The organism is Novosphingobium ginsenosidimutans (assembly GCF_007954425.1).
GTDB classification, from domain to species: Bacteria; Pseudomonadota; Alphaproteobacteria; order Sphingomonadales; family Sphingomonadaceae; genus Novosphingobium; species Novosphingobium ginsenosidimutans.
The window spans coordinates 113,740-131,438 of record NZ_CP042345.1; the positions used below are offsets into that span (position 1 = coordinate 113,740).

At 64.6% G+C, this 17,699-nt stretch carries 14 protein-coding genes; 6 read left to right on the plus strand and 8 right to left on the minus strand.

Annotated features, from left to right (window positions below; translation table 11 throughout):
• Positions 1–43: 43 nt before the first annotated feature.
• Positions 44–643, minus strand: coding sequence for an NAD(P)H:quinone oxidoreductase (gene wrbA / locus FRF71_RS00520; protein WP_147088711.1), 600 nt, complete (start codon positions 641–643; stop codon positions 44–46).
• A gap of 105 nt (positions 644–748) precedes the next feature.
• On the opposite strand from wrbA, the gene FRF71_RS00525 reads away from it, so the two are divergent.
• Positions 749–1,633, plus strand: coding sequence for a LysR family transcriptional regulator (locus FRF71_RS00525; RefSeq protein WP_147088712.1), 885 nt, complete (start codon positions 749–751; stop codon positions 1,631–1,633).
• 62 nt (positions 1,634–1,695) lie between these two features.
• On the opposite strand, the gene FRF71_RS00530 is transcribed toward FRF71_RS00525, so the two are convergent.
• Positions 1,696–4,719: a TonB-dependent receptor plug domain-containing protein gene (locus FRF71_RS00530; RefSeq protein ID WP_147088713.1), complete on the minus strand. Its 3,024-nt coding sequence runs from the start codon at positions 4,717–4,719 to the stop codon at positions 1,696–1,698.
• A gap of 263 nt (positions 4,720–4,982) precedes the next feature.
• Here FRF71_RS00530 and purC point away from each other — a divergent pair, with 263 nt between their 5' ends.
• Together purC and FRF71_RS00540 are read left to right on the plus strand one after the other, a co-directional pair.
• The gene (gene purC, locus FRF71_RS00535) at positions 4,983–5,765 is read left to right on the plus strand and encodes a phosphoribosylaminoimidazolesuccinocarboxamide synthase (RefSeq protein ID WP_147088714.1); all 783 of its coding nucleotides are present in this window, start codon (positions 4,983–4,985) and stop codon (positions 5,763–5,765) included.
• A 56-nt stretch (positions 5,766–5,821) separates the two neighbouring features.
• Positions 5,822–8,671, plus strand: coding sequence for a M16 family metallopeptidase (locus FRF71_RS00540; protein WP_238339314.1), 2,850 nt, complete (start codon positions 5,822–5,824; stop codon positions 8,669–8,671).
• On the opposite strand, the gene FRF71_RS00545 is transcribed toward FRF71_RS00540, so the two are convergent.
• Positions 8,668–9,552: an MBL fold metallo-hydrolase gene (locus tag FRF71_RS00545; protein ID WP_147088716.1), complete on the minus strand. Its 885-nt coding sequence runs from the start codon at positions 9,550–9,552 to the stop codon at positions 8,668–8,670. The genes FRF71_RS00540 and FRF71_RS00545 overlap by 4 nt on opposite strands.
• Positions 9,553–9,623: 71 nt before the next feature.
• Between FRF71_RS00545 and FRF71_RS00550 the strand changes: the two genes are divergently transcribed.
• The 3 genes from FRF71_RS00550 to FRF71_RS00560 are packed head-to-tail and all read left to right on the plus strand — an operon-like array spanning position 9,624 to position 11,245.
• The gene (locus tag FRF71_RS00550; RefSeq protein WP_147088717.1) at positions 9,624–9,941 is read left to right on the plus strand and encodes an ArsR/SmtB family transcription factor; all 318 of its coding nucleotides are present in this window, start codon (positions 9,624–9,626) and stop codon (positions 9,939–9,941) included.
• A gap of 4 nt (positions 9,942–9,945) precedes the next feature.
• A complete protein-coding gene (locus FRF71_RS00555) occupies positions 9,946–10,458 on the plus strand; it encodes a rhodanese family protein (RefSeq protein ID WP_147088718.1) in 513 nt (170 codons plus the stop codon).
• Between the two features lie 4 nt (positions 10,459–10,462).
• The gene (locus tag FRF71_RS00560) at positions 10,463–11,245 is read left to right on the plus strand and encodes a sulfite exporter TauE/SafE family protein (protein ID WP_147088719.1); all 783 of its coding nucleotides are present in this window, start codon (positions 10,463–10,465) and stop codon (positions 11,243–11,245) included.
• Here the strand turns inward: FRF71_RS00560 and FRF71_RS00565 are convergent.
• From FRF71_RS00565 to FRF71_RS00585, 5 genes are all read right to left on the minus strand, one after another.
• Entirely contained in the window at positions 11,242–12,363 is a 1,122-nt protein-coding gene (locus tag FRF71_RS00565; RefSeq protein WP_192900020.1) for an ABC transporter permease, read from the minus strand. The two genes, FRF71_RS00560 and FRF71_RS00565, sit on opposite strands and share 4 nt — an antisense overlap.
• A gap of 1 nt (position 12,364) precedes the next feature.
• A complete protein-coding gene (locus FRF71_RS00570) occupies positions 12,365–13,294 on the minus strand; it encodes an ABC transporter ATP-binding protein (protein WP_147088721.1) in 930 nt (309 codons plus the stop codon).
• Positions 13,291–14,265: an HlyD family secretion protein gene (locus FRF71_RS00575; protein WP_147088722.1), complete on the minus strand. Its 975-nt coding sequence runs from the start codon at positions 14,263–14,265 to the stop codon at positions 13,291–13,293. Before FRF71_RS00575 ends, FRF71_RS00570 begins: the two co-directional genes overlap by 4 nt.
• Positions 14,265–14,882: a TetR/AcrR family transcriptional regulator gene (locus FRF71_RS00580; RefSeq protein WP_147088723.1), complete on the minus strand. Its 618-nt coding sequence runs from the start codon at positions 14,880–14,882 to the stop codon at positions 14,265–14,267. The genes FRF71_RS00575 and FRF71_RS00580 overlap by 1 nt, the downstream gene beginning before the upstream one ends.
• Before the next feature lie 104 nt (positions 14,883–14,986).
• Positions 14,987–17,659: a TonB-dependent receptor gene (locus FRF71_RS00585; protein ID WP_147088724.1), complete on the minus strand. Its 2,673-nt coding sequence runs from the start codon at positions 17,657–17,659 to the stop codon at positions 14,987–14,989.
• Positions 17,660–17,699: the final 40 nt, after the last annotated feature.

Below are 17,699 nucleotides of genomic sequence, written 5' to 3' on the forward strand. Positions count from 1 at the left end.
AAAGGTTGGCGGGGCGGATCGTTTGGATCCGCCCCGCTTCGTTTCAGCCAAACAGCTTGTTCGCCGTTTCCGCGACGCGCTTGCCAAGGTAGCGCGCGCCTTCGAGTTCGGTTTCGCTCGGCTGGCGGCTGCCGTCACCGCCGGCGATGGTGGTGGCACCATAAGGTGCACCACCCACCACTTCATCATTCCGCATTTGCCCCTGGAAGCCATAGTCGAGGCCCACGACGGTCATGCCAAAGTGCAGCAGGTTGGTGATGATCGAGAACAGCGTCGTTTCCTGCCCGCCGTGCTGGGTAGCGGTTGAAGTGAAAGCGGCTCCAACCTTGCCGTTCAGCGCGCCTCGGGCCCAGAGGCCGCCGGCCTGATCAAGGAAGGCGGCCATCTGGCTGGAAATCCGGCCAAAGCGGGTGCCGGTGCCAACGATGATCGCGTCGTAGAGCTCGAGCTCTGCAACAGCCGCGACCGGGGCCGCCTGGTCAAGCTTGAAGTGCGCGCCCTTGGCGATCTCTTCGGGTACTGTTTCGGGGACGCGCTTTACATCGACCGCGGCTCCGGCGCCGCGGGCACCTTCGGCAATCGCGTTCGCCATGGTCTCAAGGTGGCCGTAGCTGGAATAGTAGAGGACAAGGACCTTGCTCATCGGATGCTCCTGTGTGGGCGGAATGGGATAACTGCTAACTGGGGCTTTTGCGCTTTTCCGGAAAGTCGGATAATCTAGCACAAACTATTCTATAGGATTGAACAGTTGCGCCCCGGCACGCCCTCAATCGAACAGATCCGCACGGTCCTCGCCGTGGTCGAAGAAGGCAGCTTTGCCGCCGCCGGGCGCCATCTGCGCCGGGCCACATCGGTGGTCAGCTACGCGATCGCCAACATCGAGGCGCAGCTTGGCGTCAGGCTGTTCGAACGCGAAGGCACCCGCAAGCCGCAACTCACCGCGCAGGGTGCTGCCGTGGTCGAGGAATTGCGGCAGATCGAGGCGGCGCTGGCTGGCCTTGGCGCACGGGTGGAGGCGCTCAATGCCGGTCTCGAACCGCGCGTGGCCGTGGTGGTTGACGTGATGTTTCCTTCCGCCTGCCTGGCCGCCGCGCTACGCGATTTCGCAGCGCAGTTCCCGGCCGTGTCGCTGGCTTTGCGGGTCGAGGCGTTGGGGGCGGTTGCCGATCTTGTGCTCAAGGGCGAAGCGGCGCTTGGTGTTGCCGGCCCGCTGGCGGCCGAACAGGCCGGGGTCGAACGGCAATCGCTTGGCGAAGTTGAGCTAATCCCGGTCGCCGCCCCCGATCATCCATTGGCGCATGGCGCTGCAATCCGCGATCAGGTGCAGCTGGTGCTGTCGGACCGCTCGACACTATCCGAAGGCAAGGAGTTTTCGGTTATCAGCCCGCGCACCTGGCGACTGGGCGATCTGGGCGCCAAGCACGAGCTGCTGCGCCAGTCCTTGGGTTGGGGCAATATGCCCCGCTGGATGGTGGCAGATGATCTGGCCGACGGGCGCCTGGTCGAGCTGACCCTGCCAGAGGCGCCCGGCGGACGTTACCCGCTGTTCGCAATCCGCCGCACCGATCGGCATCTTGGTCCGGCGACTCAGTGGCTGGCCGAGCGTCTGGCCTTTGCCCAGGATTTGAGCTGACAAGCAAAGGGGCGCGGAAGGCCAAAACCTTCCGCGCCCCTGCCCCCTTCAACCCAGATCGATCAGAAGTCCTGCGTGATCGAGATCTTGGCGGTGAAGCCCAGCGGGCTGGCCGTGAACGGATCGTAGTTCTGATCGAGCCGCGCGAACGGCGGATCCTTGTCGAAGATGTTCAGCGCCGACAAGGCAATCGTCGTGCCGGTCTTCAGCTTCAGGCGATAGGTGGCATCGAAGGTGGTGAAGCTTTCGATGTTCTTGCCCGTGGTGACCGAAGCGCCGGCCAGTGCCCCGGCGTTCGGGCCAAAGATCGCCGCACCGCGCTGGTCGGTATAGCCATCGAGGTAGTTCACCTGCAGGCGCAGCGAGTGATTGCCGAAGTTGCCTTCGAGGTAGGCGTTACCCTTCCACTGCGGCAGCGGATAGGCAGTGGTCTGATAGTTGAGCAGGCCAACCCCGTCGAAGGCCGGCTGAACCACCACGCCTTCCACTGTGACGTCAGAGGTCTTGTAGTCGATCACATAGGTACCGGCGAAACCGGCGGTGACCGAACCGGTGCCGATCGGCAGCTCGTAACTGGCCGAGAAGTCGATCCCCGAGGTGCTGACATCGGCCGAGTTCACGTACTGCGTGCGCAGCCGCTGGACATTGCCGATCCCGCAGCCCGCACCGGTAAAGGTAAAGCGCGATTGCAGAGCGGCGTAAGTCGGGTTGCCGCAGTTGGCCGTACCCGATGCGCCGAACATCGCCGCCACGATCCCGGCCACCGGCTCGCCCTCGATCGGGCCGGAGAAGTCATACTTGAAGTAATCGACGCTCGCCCGGAACCCGCCAGTGTTGATCAGCAAGCCGGCGTTGTAGGTCGTTGCGCTTTCCGGTGCGAGGTTCGGATTGCCGTTGATATCGATCGCCCGGAACGAGCTGCCGATGATTTGCAGCGAGGTCAGGTTGCCAGCCAGGCTCTGCGACGGGGGCCCACGGAAGGTAGTGCCAAGTCCGCCGCGGATGGCCAGCCAGTCGGTCAGCTGGAACTTGGCGCGGGCCTGCGGATCGAAGGTCGAGCCGACATTGCCGCCATAGTCTTCGTAGCGGGCCGAAAGCTGGATGTTAAAGGCATCGGTTACCGGCAGCTGCAATTCGGCAAAGGCGGCATAGACATCGCCTTCGCTGTCACCATTGCGGTTGGTGCCAAGGAAGCCGAGTGCACCGGTTTGCGGGCTACAAGTCGCGGCCGGGTTCAGCGGCGTGCCGGGGCACGGCGTGAGATCGAGGTTCGAGACGTCATTGTAGCGCCGGCTGTAGGTATTGCGGCGATACTGAACGCCCAGCGCGAAGCCAACGTCCCCGCCCGGCAGGGTCAGCCCGGTCTGGCCCGAAATCACCGCATCTGCCACGAGCTGGGTGGTGAAGGCCTGGGTCCGCGGCGTCTGGAACATCCAGTCGAATGTAGCGAGATCATTGATCAGGCCCGCCCCAGGTGCGGTCGACAGCCCGTTGGTGCTGCGCGAGCCGGCATAGTTCGGGTTGACGTTGCCGGTCACCGGGTTGGACTGGACGGCGGTCGAGAACGGGTTCCAGTAGGTACAGCCGTTGGTGCCCGCCAGTGCAGCCAGCTGGGCCGAGCTCAGGCCGGCGCGCGACGCGGTCGACGAATAGGCGCAGTTCGGCCCGCCGAAACCGGCCAGCGCGTTCTGGAACAGATCGCCGAAGGTGTCCGTGCCTTCGAACGCGCGTTCATAGCGGCTGTAGGTCAGGCTGGTGGTGAAGTTGAGCTTGTCCGACAGGCTCGTGTTCAGCTCGGCCGAAACCATCATCTGGTCCGAGATGCGCGGCGAAGTAGCCGAGCCGCGGCCCGGGAAGAGCGGATTGCCGCCCAGCAGGACCGGACGGAACAGCACCGGGAAGGCCAGCGCCGGGGCCAGCGGCGTGCCGCCAGCATCGGTCAAGCAGCCTGCTGCAGCGCCATAGACACGGCAATAATCGCGCAGCGCCGGGGCCCAGGTCGGGATCTGGAACACCCCGCCCCCGCCGCCAGCGGCATTGGCCGACGGCGGCAGCGTCGGCAGGTAGCTGGGCGAAGTCGTGATGCGGGTTTCGGAATGGCCCCACAGCGCGTTGACCCGCAAGTTGGTGCTTTCGCTGATGTCGACCTCGGCATCAAGGAACACCTGGAAGCGCTGTTCGGGCTCAACCAGGTTACCGAACAGGCCATACTGGTTAAAGCAGCGGTCCGTCGTGGAGCCTGGCAAGCTGCGGAAACCGCCAAGCGCGGTACAGCCAAGATCGGTGGTGAAGCTCAGCCCGCCGACTGTCGCGTTGAAATCGAAGTTGCCGGGGTTGCCGCCGCCGGTCCACCCGCCCTGCGGGTTGTTGGGATAGGGCTGGATCGTGAAATCCCGGTCGATTGTCTGCAGTTCTGACCGGCGCTGGTAACCGGCGGAAACGAAAATCCTGCCGCCATCGCCCGAATGGCCGAAGCTGATTGCCCCGCCATAATCACCCTTCGAACCAGAGATATAGCGATAATCGGCCGAGGCGCGGAAGCCTTCTTGATTGGTGCGGGTGATGAAGTTGACCACCCCGGCAATCGCGTCGGAACCATAGGTGGCAGCGGCGCCGTCCTTCAGCACCTCGATCCGCCCGATCGCGCCTGACGGGATCAGGTTGACGTCAACGATCGGAATCCCGCTGCCGCCTGACTGTACGATGCGCTTGCCGTTAAGCAGCACAAGCGTGCGCTGCGGCCCCAGACCGCGCAGGTTGACCGATGCGACGCCTTCGTTCCCTTGCGCGCGGGCATCGAACTGGTTGGCATCGCCGATGATCCCGGCCGAATTCGGCAGGTTCTTGAGCAGATCGATCGCCGAAGGACTGCCTTGCTTGGACAGCTCCTCTGCCCCGATCACGTCGATCGGCGCGGGCGCGTCTTCACGCGAGCCGCGGATCAGCGACCCGGTGACGACGATTTCCTTCGGATTTTCGGCCGCCGCATCATCGGCCTGGTCCTGGGCAAATGCCGGACTGGACAGGGCAGCGATGCTAAGGGCGATAAGCGAAGTGGAACCAATGCGATGTTGGCGCGCAGACATAACCTCTCCTCCATGACGGGCTTGCCGCCATCGGGCCGAGGCCCGCTGGAGAGGCTCACCCACTTGCGCCGCTTTGTGCGGCGTCTGGAGGCAAGCTTACGTATTATCGCTCTACAGTCAAACCGTTGCTGCCAGCTGTCCGGCGATCCGGTTAAGGCTTTGCCTTTCGCACGCGTTTCCCTATAGGCATGGAGCCCCGGAAGAGCGGTCTTCACGACTCGTCTCAGCCGGGGCTTGTCATTTTGCTTGCAGGGTAGCCGCTCATGTCCCGTCGCCGCCAGATCTACGAAGGCAAGGCCAAGATCCTCTACGAAGGTCCGGAACCGGGCACTCTGATCCAGTATTTCAAGGACGATGCCACAGCCTTCAACGCCCAGAAAAAGGGCACGATCAACGGCAAGGGCGTTATCAACAACCGCATCAGCGAGCATGTCTTCACCCGGCTGAGCCACATCGGCATCCCGACCCACTTCATCAAGCGGCTCAACATGCGCGAGCAGCTGGTGCGGCAGGTGGAAATCATTCCGATCGAAGTTCTGGTGCGCAATGTCGCTGCTGGCTCGATCTCCAAGCGCCTGGGCATCCCTGAGGGTGAGCCGCTGCCCCACACCCTGATCCAGTACTGCCTCAAGGACGATGCGCTGGGCGATCCGTTGGTCTCCGAAGAGGAAATTGCCTGCTTCGGCTGGGCCAGCAACGAAGAGATGCAGGACATCTCGTCGATGGCGATCCGCGTGAACGATTTCATGTGCGGCATGTTCGCCGCGATCAATATCCGCCTGGTGGACTTCAAGCTGGAGTTTGGGCGGATCTGGGAAGGCGACTATAGCCGCGTGATCCTCGCCGACGAGATCAGCCCCGATGGCTGCCGCCTGTGGGACATGACCACCGGCGAAAAGCTCGACAAGGACCGCTTCCGCCGCGATCTGGGCGGTGAGGAAGAGGCCTATCAGGAAGTCGCACGCCGGCTTGGCCTGCTCGACAGCGACAATGGGCCAAGCGAAGTGCTAGACCTGTCGGCCCACCGCAAGCTGCGCGGGAAGTAGTCGCTCGCCGACAGGGGCTTGCGGGTAACCGGCATCTCGGCAACAAAGGGCCGATGATGTCGCGTAAGTTTCTGTTCGTCTTGATTCTTTCCACCACTGCGCTCGCCGCCTGCGCCCCGCAGCAGGCGCGGCTGGTTAGCGCCGCGCAGACGGCCAAGCCGACTTGGGCGTTTGAGGCGAGCGACGTTCCGGTTGAGGAGGACTACAAGTTTGGCAAGCTCGACAACGGCCTGCGGTATGTCATTCGCAGCAATGCGATGCCGCAGGGCCAGGCGCTGGTACGAATGGTGGTCAATGTCGGCTCGCTCGACGAGGCCGACGACGAGCGCGGCTATGCCCACTATGTGGAGCATATGGCCTTCAACGGCAGCACCAATGTGCCCGAAGGCGAGATGATCAAATTGCTTGAGCGGCAGGGCCTGGCCTTTGGCGCCGATACCAATGCTTCGACCGGCTTTGAACGGACCGAATACAAGCTCGACCTGCCGCGCAACGATCCTGCCCTGCTCGACACTGCGCTGATGCTGATGCGCGAGACTGCCAGCGAACTGACCATCAGCGAAGCCGCAGTTGCGCGCGAACGCGGCGTAATCCTCTCCGAAAAGCGCGATCGCAACACCTTTGCCCTGCGTAATTTCGAGGACCAAATGCAGTTCCTCCACCCGCAGGCGCGTTATGCCAGCCGTCTGCCAATCGGGACCGAGGAAACGCTCAACGCCGCCACGGCCGAGCGGTTGCGCGCCTTCTGGCGGCGCGAATATGTCCCCGCGCAGACCACGCTGCTGGTTGTGGGAGACTTTCCGGTTGAAGCGGTTGAAGCAGCGATCAAGGCCCGCTTTGCCGACTGGCGCCCCGCCCCGGCTGAGCCGCAGCCCTTGGCCGGCCCGTTCGATCCCAAGGCCGGGCCGCGCGAAGATATCTTCCTTGACCAGGCGCTGTCCGAGCGGGTGACTGTCAGCCGTGACGGCCCCTGGCTCGACGAGCCCGATACATTGGCCCAGCGCCGCGAAAACCTGTTGCGGCAGATCGGCTATGGCATCGTCAATCGCCGCCTGCTGCGCCGCACGCGCGAGGCGAATGCGCCGTTCCGCGGCGCCGGGGTGGGAACCTCGGATAGCTTCCGCGAAGGCCGCGCCACCAATATGATTGTCGAAACCGTGGACGGCGGCTGGAAGCGCGGATTACAGGCAGCGACCGAAGAATATCGCCGTGCGCTGGAATACGGCTTTACCCAAGCGGAAGTCGCCGAGCAGATCGCCAATGCTCGCACCTCCGCGCGCAACGCTGCGGCAAGCGAGAGCACGCGCAGTCATGGAACGCTGCTCGGCGCGGTGCTGGCATTGGTGACTGACGATATCGTTCCTGACAAGCCCAGCCGGTCGCTTGAACGGCTGGAAGCCTTCATCCCGGAGATCACGCCGGACAAGGTATTGGCGGCATTGAAGCGCGAGTTGGTTCCGCTCGAGCAGCCCTTGATCCGCTTCCAGGGGCGGCGCGAACCGATTGGCGGCACCGAGGCGCTGCGTGAGGCATGGGATGCGGCATTCAAGGCCAAGGTGAGCAAGCCTGAAAGCAAGGCCGGCGGAGCCTTTGCCTACACCGATTTCGGTCCAGCCGGGCAGGTGGTCAGCGACGTGACCGAGCCGCGCTATGGCATCCGCCAGCTCCGCTTTGCCAACGGGGTCATGCTCAACCTCAAGCGTACTGACCTGACCAAGGATCGAGTCCTGGTTCGCCTGTCGCTCGACGGCGGAAGCATGCTGGCGACGCGTGACAAGCCACTCGCGGTGCAGATGATGGCCGTGTTCGGCCAAGGCGGTCTCGGCAAGCATTCGCGGGACGAACTCGACAGCCTGCTGGCCGGCCGGACGGTCGGCGTCGGTTTGGGCGGCGCAGCGGAAACCTTTGCCGCCGGGGCCACCACCACCCCAGCCGATCTGGAGCTTCAACTCCAGGTCCTTGCTGCGCAGCTGACCGATCCAGGCTACCGGCCGGAGGGTGAGGTGCTCTACCGCCAGAGCATCAACAACTTGTTTGCCGCCTTGGGAGCGACGCCGGACTCAGCGCTTAGCGGGGCTCTGGGTGGAATCCTGTCGGACAATGATCCGCGGTTTTCGCTCGGCAAGGTCGAGGACTATCGCAAGCTGACCTTCGCCCAACTGAAGGACTCGGTAAGCGATCGACTGGCCAAAGGTGCCATCGAGCTGGCACTCGTCGGTGACTTCGATGAGGCGAGGGCAATCGCCCTGGTTGCCAAGACGCTGGGCGCCCTGCCGCCGCGCGAGGCAACCTTCCAGCCCTATGCCGAACAGCGCGAGCGAAGCTTCACGAATGACCGTTCGCGCCGGGTGCTGCGCCACAAGGGCGCCAAGGACCAGGCCCTGCTAACGCTCCACTGGCCAACCCGTGACGGCGAAGACCTGAAGCAAGCCATTGCCCTCGATCTGCTGGAACGTGTCGTGCAGGTCGAACTGACTGACACACTGCGCGAGGCGCTGGGCAAGGCCTATTCGCCGGGCGTCAGCGCCAACAGCCCACGGGTCTGGCGTGGCTATGGCACTTTTGCGCTGCGCGCTTCGGTCGATGTCAAGGAAGTGGCAACGACCCGCGCGGCCATGCGCAGCCTGCTGGAAGAACTGCGCAAGGCCCCGGTCAGCGCCGACGTGGTCCAGCGGGCCCGGGCACCGCTACTGGAGAATCTTGACGCGGTGCTCAAGACGAACGCCGGCTGGATGAGCCTTGCCGACCGGGTGCAGTCAAAGCCCGATGGGCTGGACCGCTTCGCCAATTCGCGCGCGATCATCACGGCGTTGACCGCTGCAGACCTCCTCGCCCTGGCCCGGCGCTATCTCGATCCGGACCAGGGGCTGGAGATCCTTGTGTTGCCCGAAGGCGTCGAGCCCTAGGCCCAGTCTGCCCCATCGGGCAGGCGCAGCGGCAGCTTTAGGTAATGCGCGCCGTTGCCTTCGGCCGGGGGCAAGTGCCCGGCACGGATATTGACCTGGACCGAGGGCAGCAGCAGGCGCGGCGCAGCTAGGCCCGCATCCCTGCCCTGCCGCATTGCGACAAAGTCCGCCTCGCTTACCCCGTCATGGATATGAATGTTTCTGGCGCGCTGCTCGGCGACGGTGGTCTCCCAGGCATAGTCATCCCGGCCGGGTGCCTTGTAGTCATGACACATGAATAGCCGCGTTTCGGGCGGATAGGCCAGCATCCGGCGGATCGAGTGATAGAGTTCGGCTGCGTTACCGCCCGGGAAGTCGGTCCGCGCCGTGCCATAGTCCGGCATGAACAGCGTATCCCCGACGAAGATCGCATCGCCAACCTTGTAGGAGACACAGGCCGCAGTGTGGCCCGGAGTATGCAGCACCTCGAACACCAGATCGCCCACGGCAAAGGTCTCGCCATCGGTGAACAGGTCGTCAAACTCGGCCCCGGTGCCGGAAACGTCGGGCGCATTGAACACACCGGCGAAGACCTGCTGCACGGCATCGATGTGCGCGCCGATGCCCACCCGCGCCCCGGTCCGCGCCTTGATCAGCGGGGCGGCGGAGAGATGGTCGGCATGGGCGTGGGTTTCGAGCACGCGGGTGATGGTCCAGCCGCCCTGCTCGGCTGCCGCCAGGACGGCATCGGCTGAGCCGGTTGAGACCTTGCCTGAAGCCGGATCAAAATCGAGCACCGAGTCGATCACCACGGCCTGACGCGTCACCGGATCGCCGACCAGATAGGACACGGTGAAGGTCGGTTCATCGAAAAAAGCCTGAATATGTGCGGGGTTGGTCATGCAACGACTCCTTGATGCTTGACATATATTAGCATCTTCTTATTTAGCAAGTGCTAATGAATGGAGTCGCGATGAACAGCCTGACCACCGATCTCGAGCGCTTCGCCGCCAATGCGGCGGAAGTCTCGGCCATGCTCAAGGCCATGGGCAACCAGCGCCGGCTGATGGTGCTGTGCCAGCTGGCCGAACATGGCGAGATGCGGGTGGGCGACCTCGCCCAAGCGGTCGGCCTGTCGCAATCGGCACTTTCGCAGCACCTCGCGGTGCTGCGCGAGGAAGGCCTGCTGGCCTTCCGGCGCGAGGCGCAGGTCGCCTGGTACCGCATCGCCGATCCGCGCTGTGAGCAGCTGCTCGTAACGCTCCACCAACTCTACTGCCAGATGGATTGACACCATGACCCTGACCAAGATCACCCCAGCCGAAGCCCGTGCCCGAATTGCCGAAGGCGCGGCCCTGGTCGATATTCGCGCGGCCGACGAACATGCCCGCAGCCACATCCCGGGTGCACTCAACGCACCCTTGGGCACTGCGTTCAACCTGGGCGATGCCCCGGCGGTGATCTATCACTGCCGTTCCGGCATGCGTACTGATGCCAATGCTGCGCAGCTTGCCGCCGCCAGCCCGTGCGAGGCCTATCTGCTCGAAGGCGGAATCGAAGCCTGGCGCCAGGCCGGCCTGCCGGTAATCACCGATGCCAAGGCCCCGCTGGAAATCATGCGCCAGGTTCAGATCACCGCCGGCCTGCTGGTCCTGCTCGGGGTGATCGGCGCACTGACCGTGACGCCGTGGCTGATCGGCCTCAGCGCATTTGTCGGTGCCGGACTGACCTTTGCCGGCCTCACCGGCTGGTGCGGCATGGCCAAGCTGCTGGCGCTGATGCCCTGGAACCGGCGCGCGGCCGCCTGAAGCAGTGGGCCTGGAAACGATCCTCGCCGCTATTGCCGCCGGGTCCGCCATCGGCCTGGTGCTGGCGCTGGTCGGCGGCGGCGGATCGATCCTGGCCGTACCCTTGCTGGTCTATGTGGTAGGCGTAGCATCGCCCCACGCAGCAATCGGCACGGCGGCGGTGGCAGTCGCGCTCAATGCCGCCAGCAGCCTCGCCGGCCATGCCCGCAGCGGCAATGTGAAGTGGCCCTGCGCCGTGACATTCGCGCTGGCCGGTGTGCTCGGTGCCGCGCTGGGCGCCGAAGCGGGCAAGGCGATGGACGGACGGAAGCTGCTCGCGCTGTTCGGCGCGTTGATGGTGCTGGTCGGCCTGTCGATGCTGCGCCCGCGCAAAACGGCGGACAATCCCGACGTACGGCTGGAACGCAGCACAGCTTCAGTCCTTTTGCCCCGCCTGATCCCGACCGGGTTCGGCGTCGGCCTGCTCGCCGGGTTCTTCGGGATCGGCGGCGGTTTTCTGATCGTCCCCGGCCTCGTCATGGCAACGCGGATGCCGCTGCGAGTGGCAGTCGGAACATCGCTGGTGGTGGTCACGGCACTCGGGCTCACCACGGCAACTTCATACGCCCTGTCCGGCTATGTCGACTGGGTGTTGGTCGGTCTGATGGTGATCGGTGGGCTGATCGGCGCGGGGATCGGCATTCCACTTGGCAAGCGCCTTGCCAGCCGCAAGCGGGGGATGGAGCAGGGCTTTGCCGCGCTGGTCATCGCGATTGGCAGCTATGTCATCCTGCGCGGCATCACCTAGGCCACCGTATCGCGATAGCGCCGCACGGCCACTGTGCCGAGCACCAGCAGCATCACGACCAGCCAGCCGCTTTCGACCAGCGCCTGGTGCCATTCCCAGCCCTTCAGCATGATCCCGCGCACCAGCCGGATGTAGTGCGTTGGCGGCAGCAGTTCAGCCAGCCACTGCGCCCAGACCGGCATGCCGCGATAGGGGAAAGCAAAGCCCGAAAGCAGGATCGAGGGCATGAGATAGAGCATCGAGGCCATCATCGACTGGACCTGGCTTTCAACCAAAGTCGAAATCGTGAAGCCCAGTGCCAGGCTGACCAGGGTGAACAGCAGCGTGGCGGCCAGCAGCAACCCTAGCGAGCCGACGAAGGGCACTTTGAACACCACGATTGCAAAGGCCAGCACCACGCAGACCTGCACGAAGCCGAGCAGGAAGTAGGGCACGATCTTGCCGACCATCACCTCGACCGGGCGCAATGGCGTGGCGAGGAGGTTTTCCATCGTCCCCTGCTCGGTCTCGCGCGTGACGGACATCGAGGTCAGCGCCACCATCGTCATGGACAGGATGATTGCTAGCAACCCCGGCACCGTATTGTGACTGGTGATCCCTTCCGGGTTGTACGAGCGGTGTAGCACCACATCGACCGGCGGAGGGCCTTGTTGCCGGCCCGCGAGCGGCCCGATCAGGTCGCGCGCCAGGGCGCGAGCCACGGCTTCGTTCACGGCGGCGACGGCAGGGCCAGTCGAGGCGGGATCGGTCGCATCGACCGTCAACAGCACTTGCGGGCGATCGCCGCGCACCAGCCGGCGGGCAAAGTCGGTCGGGATGGTCAGCGCGAACTGCGCCTCGCCGCGCGCGATCGCCTGATTGGCGCGGCCATAGAAGCCCGCAACCTCGGTCACATCGAAATAGCCGGTCGTGCGCAGCGCGCTGACAATCGATCGTGAGAAGGCCGAATTGTCATTGGCCTCAACCACCAGCGGCAGATGGCGCGGGTCGCTGTTGATCGCATAGCCGAAGATCGCGAGTTGGATGATCGGAAAGAAGAACATCATCGCGATAGTCGAAGGATCACGCGCCATCTGGCGCACTTCCTTGAACACCATCGCCCCGATCCGCTCCCACATTTCAGCGCGCCTCCACCGAATTGTCGGTCGCGCCGCGCATTAGGTGGATGAAGACGTCCTCAAGGCTTGGTTCGGCGGGGGTGAAGGCAATGCGGTCCGTCCACGGCTCCACTGCCTTCTGCAGTGCCGCCGGGTCGAGCCCGCAGACGTGGAGCGACGTACCGAAGGGCGCAGCCATGGCAACGCCCGGGCGCTGTTCGATTTCTGCAGCCAGGCGGTCAGCCCCCGGCCCCTCGCCCTGCAAGGCGTGAAGCCCGGATGCGGCAATCACCTCGCCAATCGTGCCGCGCGCCAGCATCACGCCATAGGCGATATAGGCGATCTCGTGGCAGCGTTCCGCTTCGTCCATGTAGTGCGTGGAGACCAGCACGGTCATGCCTTCAGCGGCGAGCGCATGGATCTGGTCCCAGAACTCACGCCGCGCCTGCGGATCGACGCCGGCCGTGGGTTCATCGAGCAGCAGGATCTTCGGCTCGTGCATCACGGCCGCGGCCAGGGCCAGGCGCTGCTTCCACCCACCTGAAAGCTTGCCGGCAAGCTGGTCGGCCCGGCTCGCCAGGCCCAGCTTGTCGAGCGTTGCCGCGACGCGCTCCCGGCGCTGGTCGAGGCGGTAAACTCGCGCGATGAATTCCAGGTTCTCGGCAATCGAGAGGTCGGAAAACAGCCCGAACTTTTGCGTCATGTAGCCGATCTGGTGCTTGATCGCGCGGCGCTTGGTCGCAAGGTCCAGCCCCAGCACCTCGCCCTCCCCCGCATCGGGGATCAGCAGGCCGCAAATCATCCGCAGCGTTGTCGTCTTGCCAGAGCCGTTTGGCCCCAGGAATCCGCAGATCCGCCCCGGCATGACTGTCAGGTCGACCCCGTCCACCACCGTCCGCTGCCCGAACCGCTTGGTCAGGCCGCGTACTGCAATGGCAGGGGCCTCACTCACTGCGGCGTGACCGCAACCGGCAGGCCGGGCGGCAAAGGCTTGTCGCTGGCAGGCAAAATTGCCTCGACCAGGAAGACCAGCTTGGCCCGCGCGCTTTCGGAATAGATCACCGGCGGGGTAAACTCGGCGCGCGGGGCGATGAAGCTGATCCGCGCGGTAGATCCGCCCGCGCAACCATCGCAGCCATAGCGGATAGACGCGCCAACTTTGAGGCCCGCGATCCGTTCCTGCGGCACATAGAACCGCAGCTTGCGCCGTGCATCGGGCAGCACGGCAACGACCGGCGAGTTGGCCGGGACCCACTCACCAGGGTTGTAATAGGTTTGCTCAACCACGCCCGCCTCGGGCGCTACCGGCGCGATCTCGCGCTGGCGTTGGCGCTGCGCGCGCAGGCCTGCCTCTGCGCCGGCCACTTCAGCGCGAGCAGCTTGCTGCTGGGCGGCCCGGCCTGCGGTCATCTCGCCGGCCGCGATCTGCGCTCGGGCGGCCGCGACTTCGGCGGCGGCGGCGTCGCGCGCGGCGCGCGCGGCGTCGAGCTGGGCCTTGCTGGCAAAACCCTGGCGGGCCAGCGCCGCGATCCGGTCAAAGTCGTTCGCGGCCTTGGCCAGGCGCGCAGCCGCTCCGGCCTGACCGGCACGCGATGCTGCCAGTTCCGGCGCCCGCTGGCGCGGATCGGACAGGTCCGCCGCCTGGGCTGCGGCGGCAGCAACCTGGGCCGCAGCGCGCGCCGCATCTGCATCGGTCGTTTCAGGATCGAGCGCAAACAAGGTGGTTCCGGCCGTGACGCTCGCCCCGCGCTCCACCGGACGCGTGGCCAGGCGCCCAGCGATCGGAGCCGCGACATAGATCGTTTCCGCCTCGACATAGCCGAGCCACTTTTCGCCCTCGGGCTCTGGCCAGTTGTACCAGGCAAGGCCGCCCAGCACGGCCAGCACCACGGCCCCAATCGCCGATTTGGGAATCGCTACCATCAGTTCGGCTCCCCTCGGGCCAGCAAGCCCGCCAGCACGGTGTCGGCATGGGCCTGCGCCAGCTGCAGCGGATCGATCGGTTCCGCCCCGACCGGTTCGAACACCACCCGCCACAGCGCGGCAAAAATCGCCCCGCCGGCGATTGTGCGACAGGCGAGCTCCGGATTGGCACAGGCGAATTCGCCGCGCGCCACGCCATGCCGGATCAGCCCGGCCATCATGTCCAGAACCCGCTGGATGACCTCGTCGTGATAGAACCGGGCGAGCTCAGGGAAATTGGCCCCCTCACCAATGATCACCCGCGGGACAAAGGCGAATTCCGGTTCGGTCAGGCGCATGAAGGCCAATGGCAGGAACTGGCGCAACAGCGCCTCTGCCGGCACATCCCCAAATTCGGCCGGCAACAGTTCGGGCAAAGTTCGCTCGATCAGGTCGCGCACCGCCTCGACAAAGATCGCTTCCTTGGAAGGGAACCGGAGGTACAGCGCCGCCTTCGAAATCCGGCCGGCCCGGGCAATGTCCTCCATTCGCGCCGCTGCGAAGCCACGCGCATTGAATTCCGCCCGCGCCATGGCGAGCAATTGGTCACGGTCGATCGGGGCGGAGGGGCGGGCCACGACTCGTTTATAACTGACCAGTCAGTTATTTTCAAGGCAGGCAAAAAAGGGGGCAGGAAGCCGAAGCTGCCCGCCCCCTAAGGCCTGGGTAGGAAGGTACCCGCTTAGAACTTGATCGAGGCATCCACGCCAAAGGTGCGCGGCATGTTGAAGTTCCCGTAATCACCCAGGATGCCGCCGTTGTTGGCGATCCGGGTGATGTTAGGCACGCCGGCCACGGCATTCGACTGCACCGAAGGGATGCTGTTCGACGGATCGCGGCGATAGACATACTGCGTGTTGAACAGGTTGCGCGCCCAGAAGCCCATGGTCAGCTTCTGATCGCCACCGCCGAAGCCGATGTCGAGCACCGAGATCCGGCCATTCACCACGAAGGACTCATCGTTCTTCGTTGCGAACTGGTCGAAGCTCTGCGTCGCCTGTGAATAGTTGGCATCGAGGTGGAACTTGATGCGGGTGTCGCTGCCGCCGATCGGCACCTCGTAGTCGACCGAGGCGCTGGCGGCATTGCGCGGCGTGAAGACGACATAGAACTTCTGCGGAACGGTGGTGAAGTTGCCCGTCGGCACGCCGGCCGAGGTGAACTCACGATAGGTCACCGGCACCTCGGGAATGTTGGTATAGGTATAGGCATAGGACAGGTCGAACTTCAGGCGCTCGGTCGGCTTGACGGTCAGGTCGGCTTCGATCCCACGGATCTTGGTGGTGCCAGGCGCGTTGAAGGTGACCAGGTTGTTGAAGTTGCCGGTCGCGGTGGGCTGGATGGTCGACAGGTCGACCTGGCTGCCCTTGCGGTCCATCATGTAGGCGGCAATGTTGATCCGCGCGCGGCGGTCGAACAGGTCGGCCTTGAGGCCCACTTCATAGCTCTTCACGTCTTCCGGATCGAAAGCGCGATAGTCCGAGGTGCGCGAGCTGGCCCCGCCTGCGCGGTAGCCGGTGGCATACTTGACATAACCGTGAACGCCATCGCTGAAGTCATAGGCAACGGTCGCCATGGGATTGAAGCGGCTCCACTCCTTGTCCAGCGGCACATATCCGTTGGCAGCGGCGACAGTGGGGTTGGTGACATAGTTGACCCCGCGCGAGAAGGTCAGCTCGCCCTGCTTCTTGTCCTTGGTATAGCGTCCGCCAACAGTGATGTGCAGCTGCTCGGTCGCATTCCAGGTGGCCTGGCCGTAAACGGCATAGCTCTTGGAACGAACGTTCGAAGCGCGGTCGATCGAGCAGCCCTGCACGGCGGCACCCACCAGCGGGTTGGCGGCACCGGTGCAGAACGGGATCGGGGCATAGGTCGCGCCGGTCACCACGCCGCCGCTGACAATGGCCGTGGCGCCCATCGAGTTGGGCGTGGCGGCATCGTCGCTGACGCGTTCGTTGAAGTAGTAGAAGCCTGCCACGTAATCGACCGAACCGATCGTGCCCACCGCCTGGATTTCCTGGCTGAACTGGCGCTGGCGCAGATCGGCCAGACTATAGCGGCTGAAGGCGCAGTTTGCGCCGGCGCAGGCTGCGGTCAGGTTGACGACCGGGACGCGGTGCGCACCGCCCGAGTTATCCCACTGTTCCACGTCAACCCCGCGCCAGGCGGTGATCGAACGCAGTTCCAGTTCGGGGGCGATCTTCCACTTGAAGGTATTGGTGAACCCATGCGTGTCATCGACGCTGGGGCGCTGCGGCACGCCGATATCGGCCGTTCGCATCAGCGTTTCGCCATTGACGACAACCCCAGGAAGCAGCGAGCGGATCGTCCCCTGCGAACCGGTGAACGACGTACCTGGCGTCACACAGGCACTGCCGGCAGGAATGGCCAGGGGCGCCAGGTTCGTGCCGCCCGAAAGACAGCCATTCGGATTGTAGTTGAGGAGTTGGCTATAGAAGGGCGAGTTCTCGTCCTTAGCCACATCATAGGCGAAATCGTTGGTGATGCCTTCAACCGGCTGCCAACGGACGGCCGCGCGCAGGCCCTTGCGGTTGAAGAAGCCCCAGCCGGTCTGGCCGGGCAGCGGGTTCTTGGTCACCGCATCCTGATGCTGGTAAACACCATCGAGTTTGACCGAAAAGCCGGCCACTTCGGGCAGGTTGAGGTGGATCGAGGCATTGCGCGAACCGATGTTGCCGACGCCGCCTTCGATACGGCCACCGAATTCACCGGTCGGCGCTTTCGAGATCATCGACAACGCGCCGCCTTCGGTATTGCGGCCAAACAGGGTTCCCTGCGGGCCCTTGAGCACTTCGACGCGCTCAATATCGAACAGTGCAGCGTTGAGGCCATGCTGGCGACCAAGATAGACGCCGTCGATATAGACGCCGACGCCCTGCTCGCGGGCCGGCTGGTTGGCATCGAGCGGCACGATGCCGCGAATGCCGATCGTCAGCGCCGACTGGCGGGCTTCGAAGGTGGCGACCCGCAGGGATGGGATGCCGCCGTCGGTCAGGTCGAGCAGGCTCTGCACCTTGCGCTCGCGGATCGTTTCAGCACCCATCACCGAGATCGAGATCGGGGTGCGCTGGAGGTTGGTCTCGCGCTTGGTGGCAGTCACGACGATGTCGGTCAGGCCGTCGGTCTGCTCACCTTCGGCGGGAGCGGCAGCAGCATCCTGCTGCGGATCGGCGGCGGTGGCGGGCGCTTCGACCGCGCTACCCTCGGGCGCGGCGGCATCGACGAAGACGGCATCAGCGGTCACGGTGACAGCAGCATTGGCGGTGCCGGCCAGACCCAGCGCGGTCGCCAGGGCCAGAAGCGATGCAGCGGGGCGTGCGTTATAGCGGTTCATTGGGTGTCTTCCCTGAGAGTTTATTTCAGCAATCGTTGCG

What these genes read in the sequence shown, in the direction of transcription:
- wrbA (WP_147088711.1), bottom strand. Translation starts at nt 643, where the DNA reads ATGAGCAAGGTCCTTGTCCTCTACTATTCCAGCTACGGCCACCTTGAG.
- FRF71_RS00530 (WP_147088713.1), bottom strand. Translation starts at nt 4,719, where the DNA reads ATGTCTGCGCGCCAACATCGCATTGGTTCCACTTCGCTTATCGCCCTT.
- purC (WP_147088714.1), top strand. Translation starts at nt 4,983, where the DNA reads ATGTCCCGTCGCCGCCAGATCTACGAAGGCAAGGCCAAGATCCTCTAC.
- FRF71_RS00540 (WP_238339314.1), top strand. Translation starts at nt 5,822, where the DNA reads ATGTCGCGTAAGTTTCTGTTCGTCTTGATTCTTTCCACCACTGCGCTC.
- FRF71_RS00545 (WP_147088716.1), bottom strand. Translation starts at nt 9,552, where the DNA reads ATGACCAACCCCGCACATATTCAGGCTTTTTTCGATGAACCGACCTTC.
- FRF71_RS00550 (WP_147088717.1), top strand. Translation starts at nt 9,624, where the DNA reads ATGAACAGCCTGACCACCGATCTCGAGCGCTTCGCCGCCAATGCGGCG.
- FRF71_RS00555 (WP_147088718.1), top strand. Translation starts at nt 9,946, where the DNA reads ATGACCCTGACCAAGATCACCCCAGCCGAAGCCCGTGCCCGAATTGCC.
- FRF71_RS00565 (WP_192900020.1), bottom strand. Translation starts at nt 12,363, where the DNA reads ATGTGGGAGCGGATCGGGGCGATGGTGTTCAAGGAAGTGCGCCAGATG.
- FRF71_RS00575 (WP_147088722.1), bottom strand. Translation starts at nt 14,265, where the DNA reads ATGGTAGCGATTCCCAAATCGGCGATTGGGGCCGTGGTGCTGGCCGTG.
- FRF71_RS00585 (WP_147088724.1), bottom strand. Translation starts at nt 17,659, where the DNA reads ATGAACCGCTATAACGCACGCCCCGCTGCATCGCTTCTGGCCCTGGCG.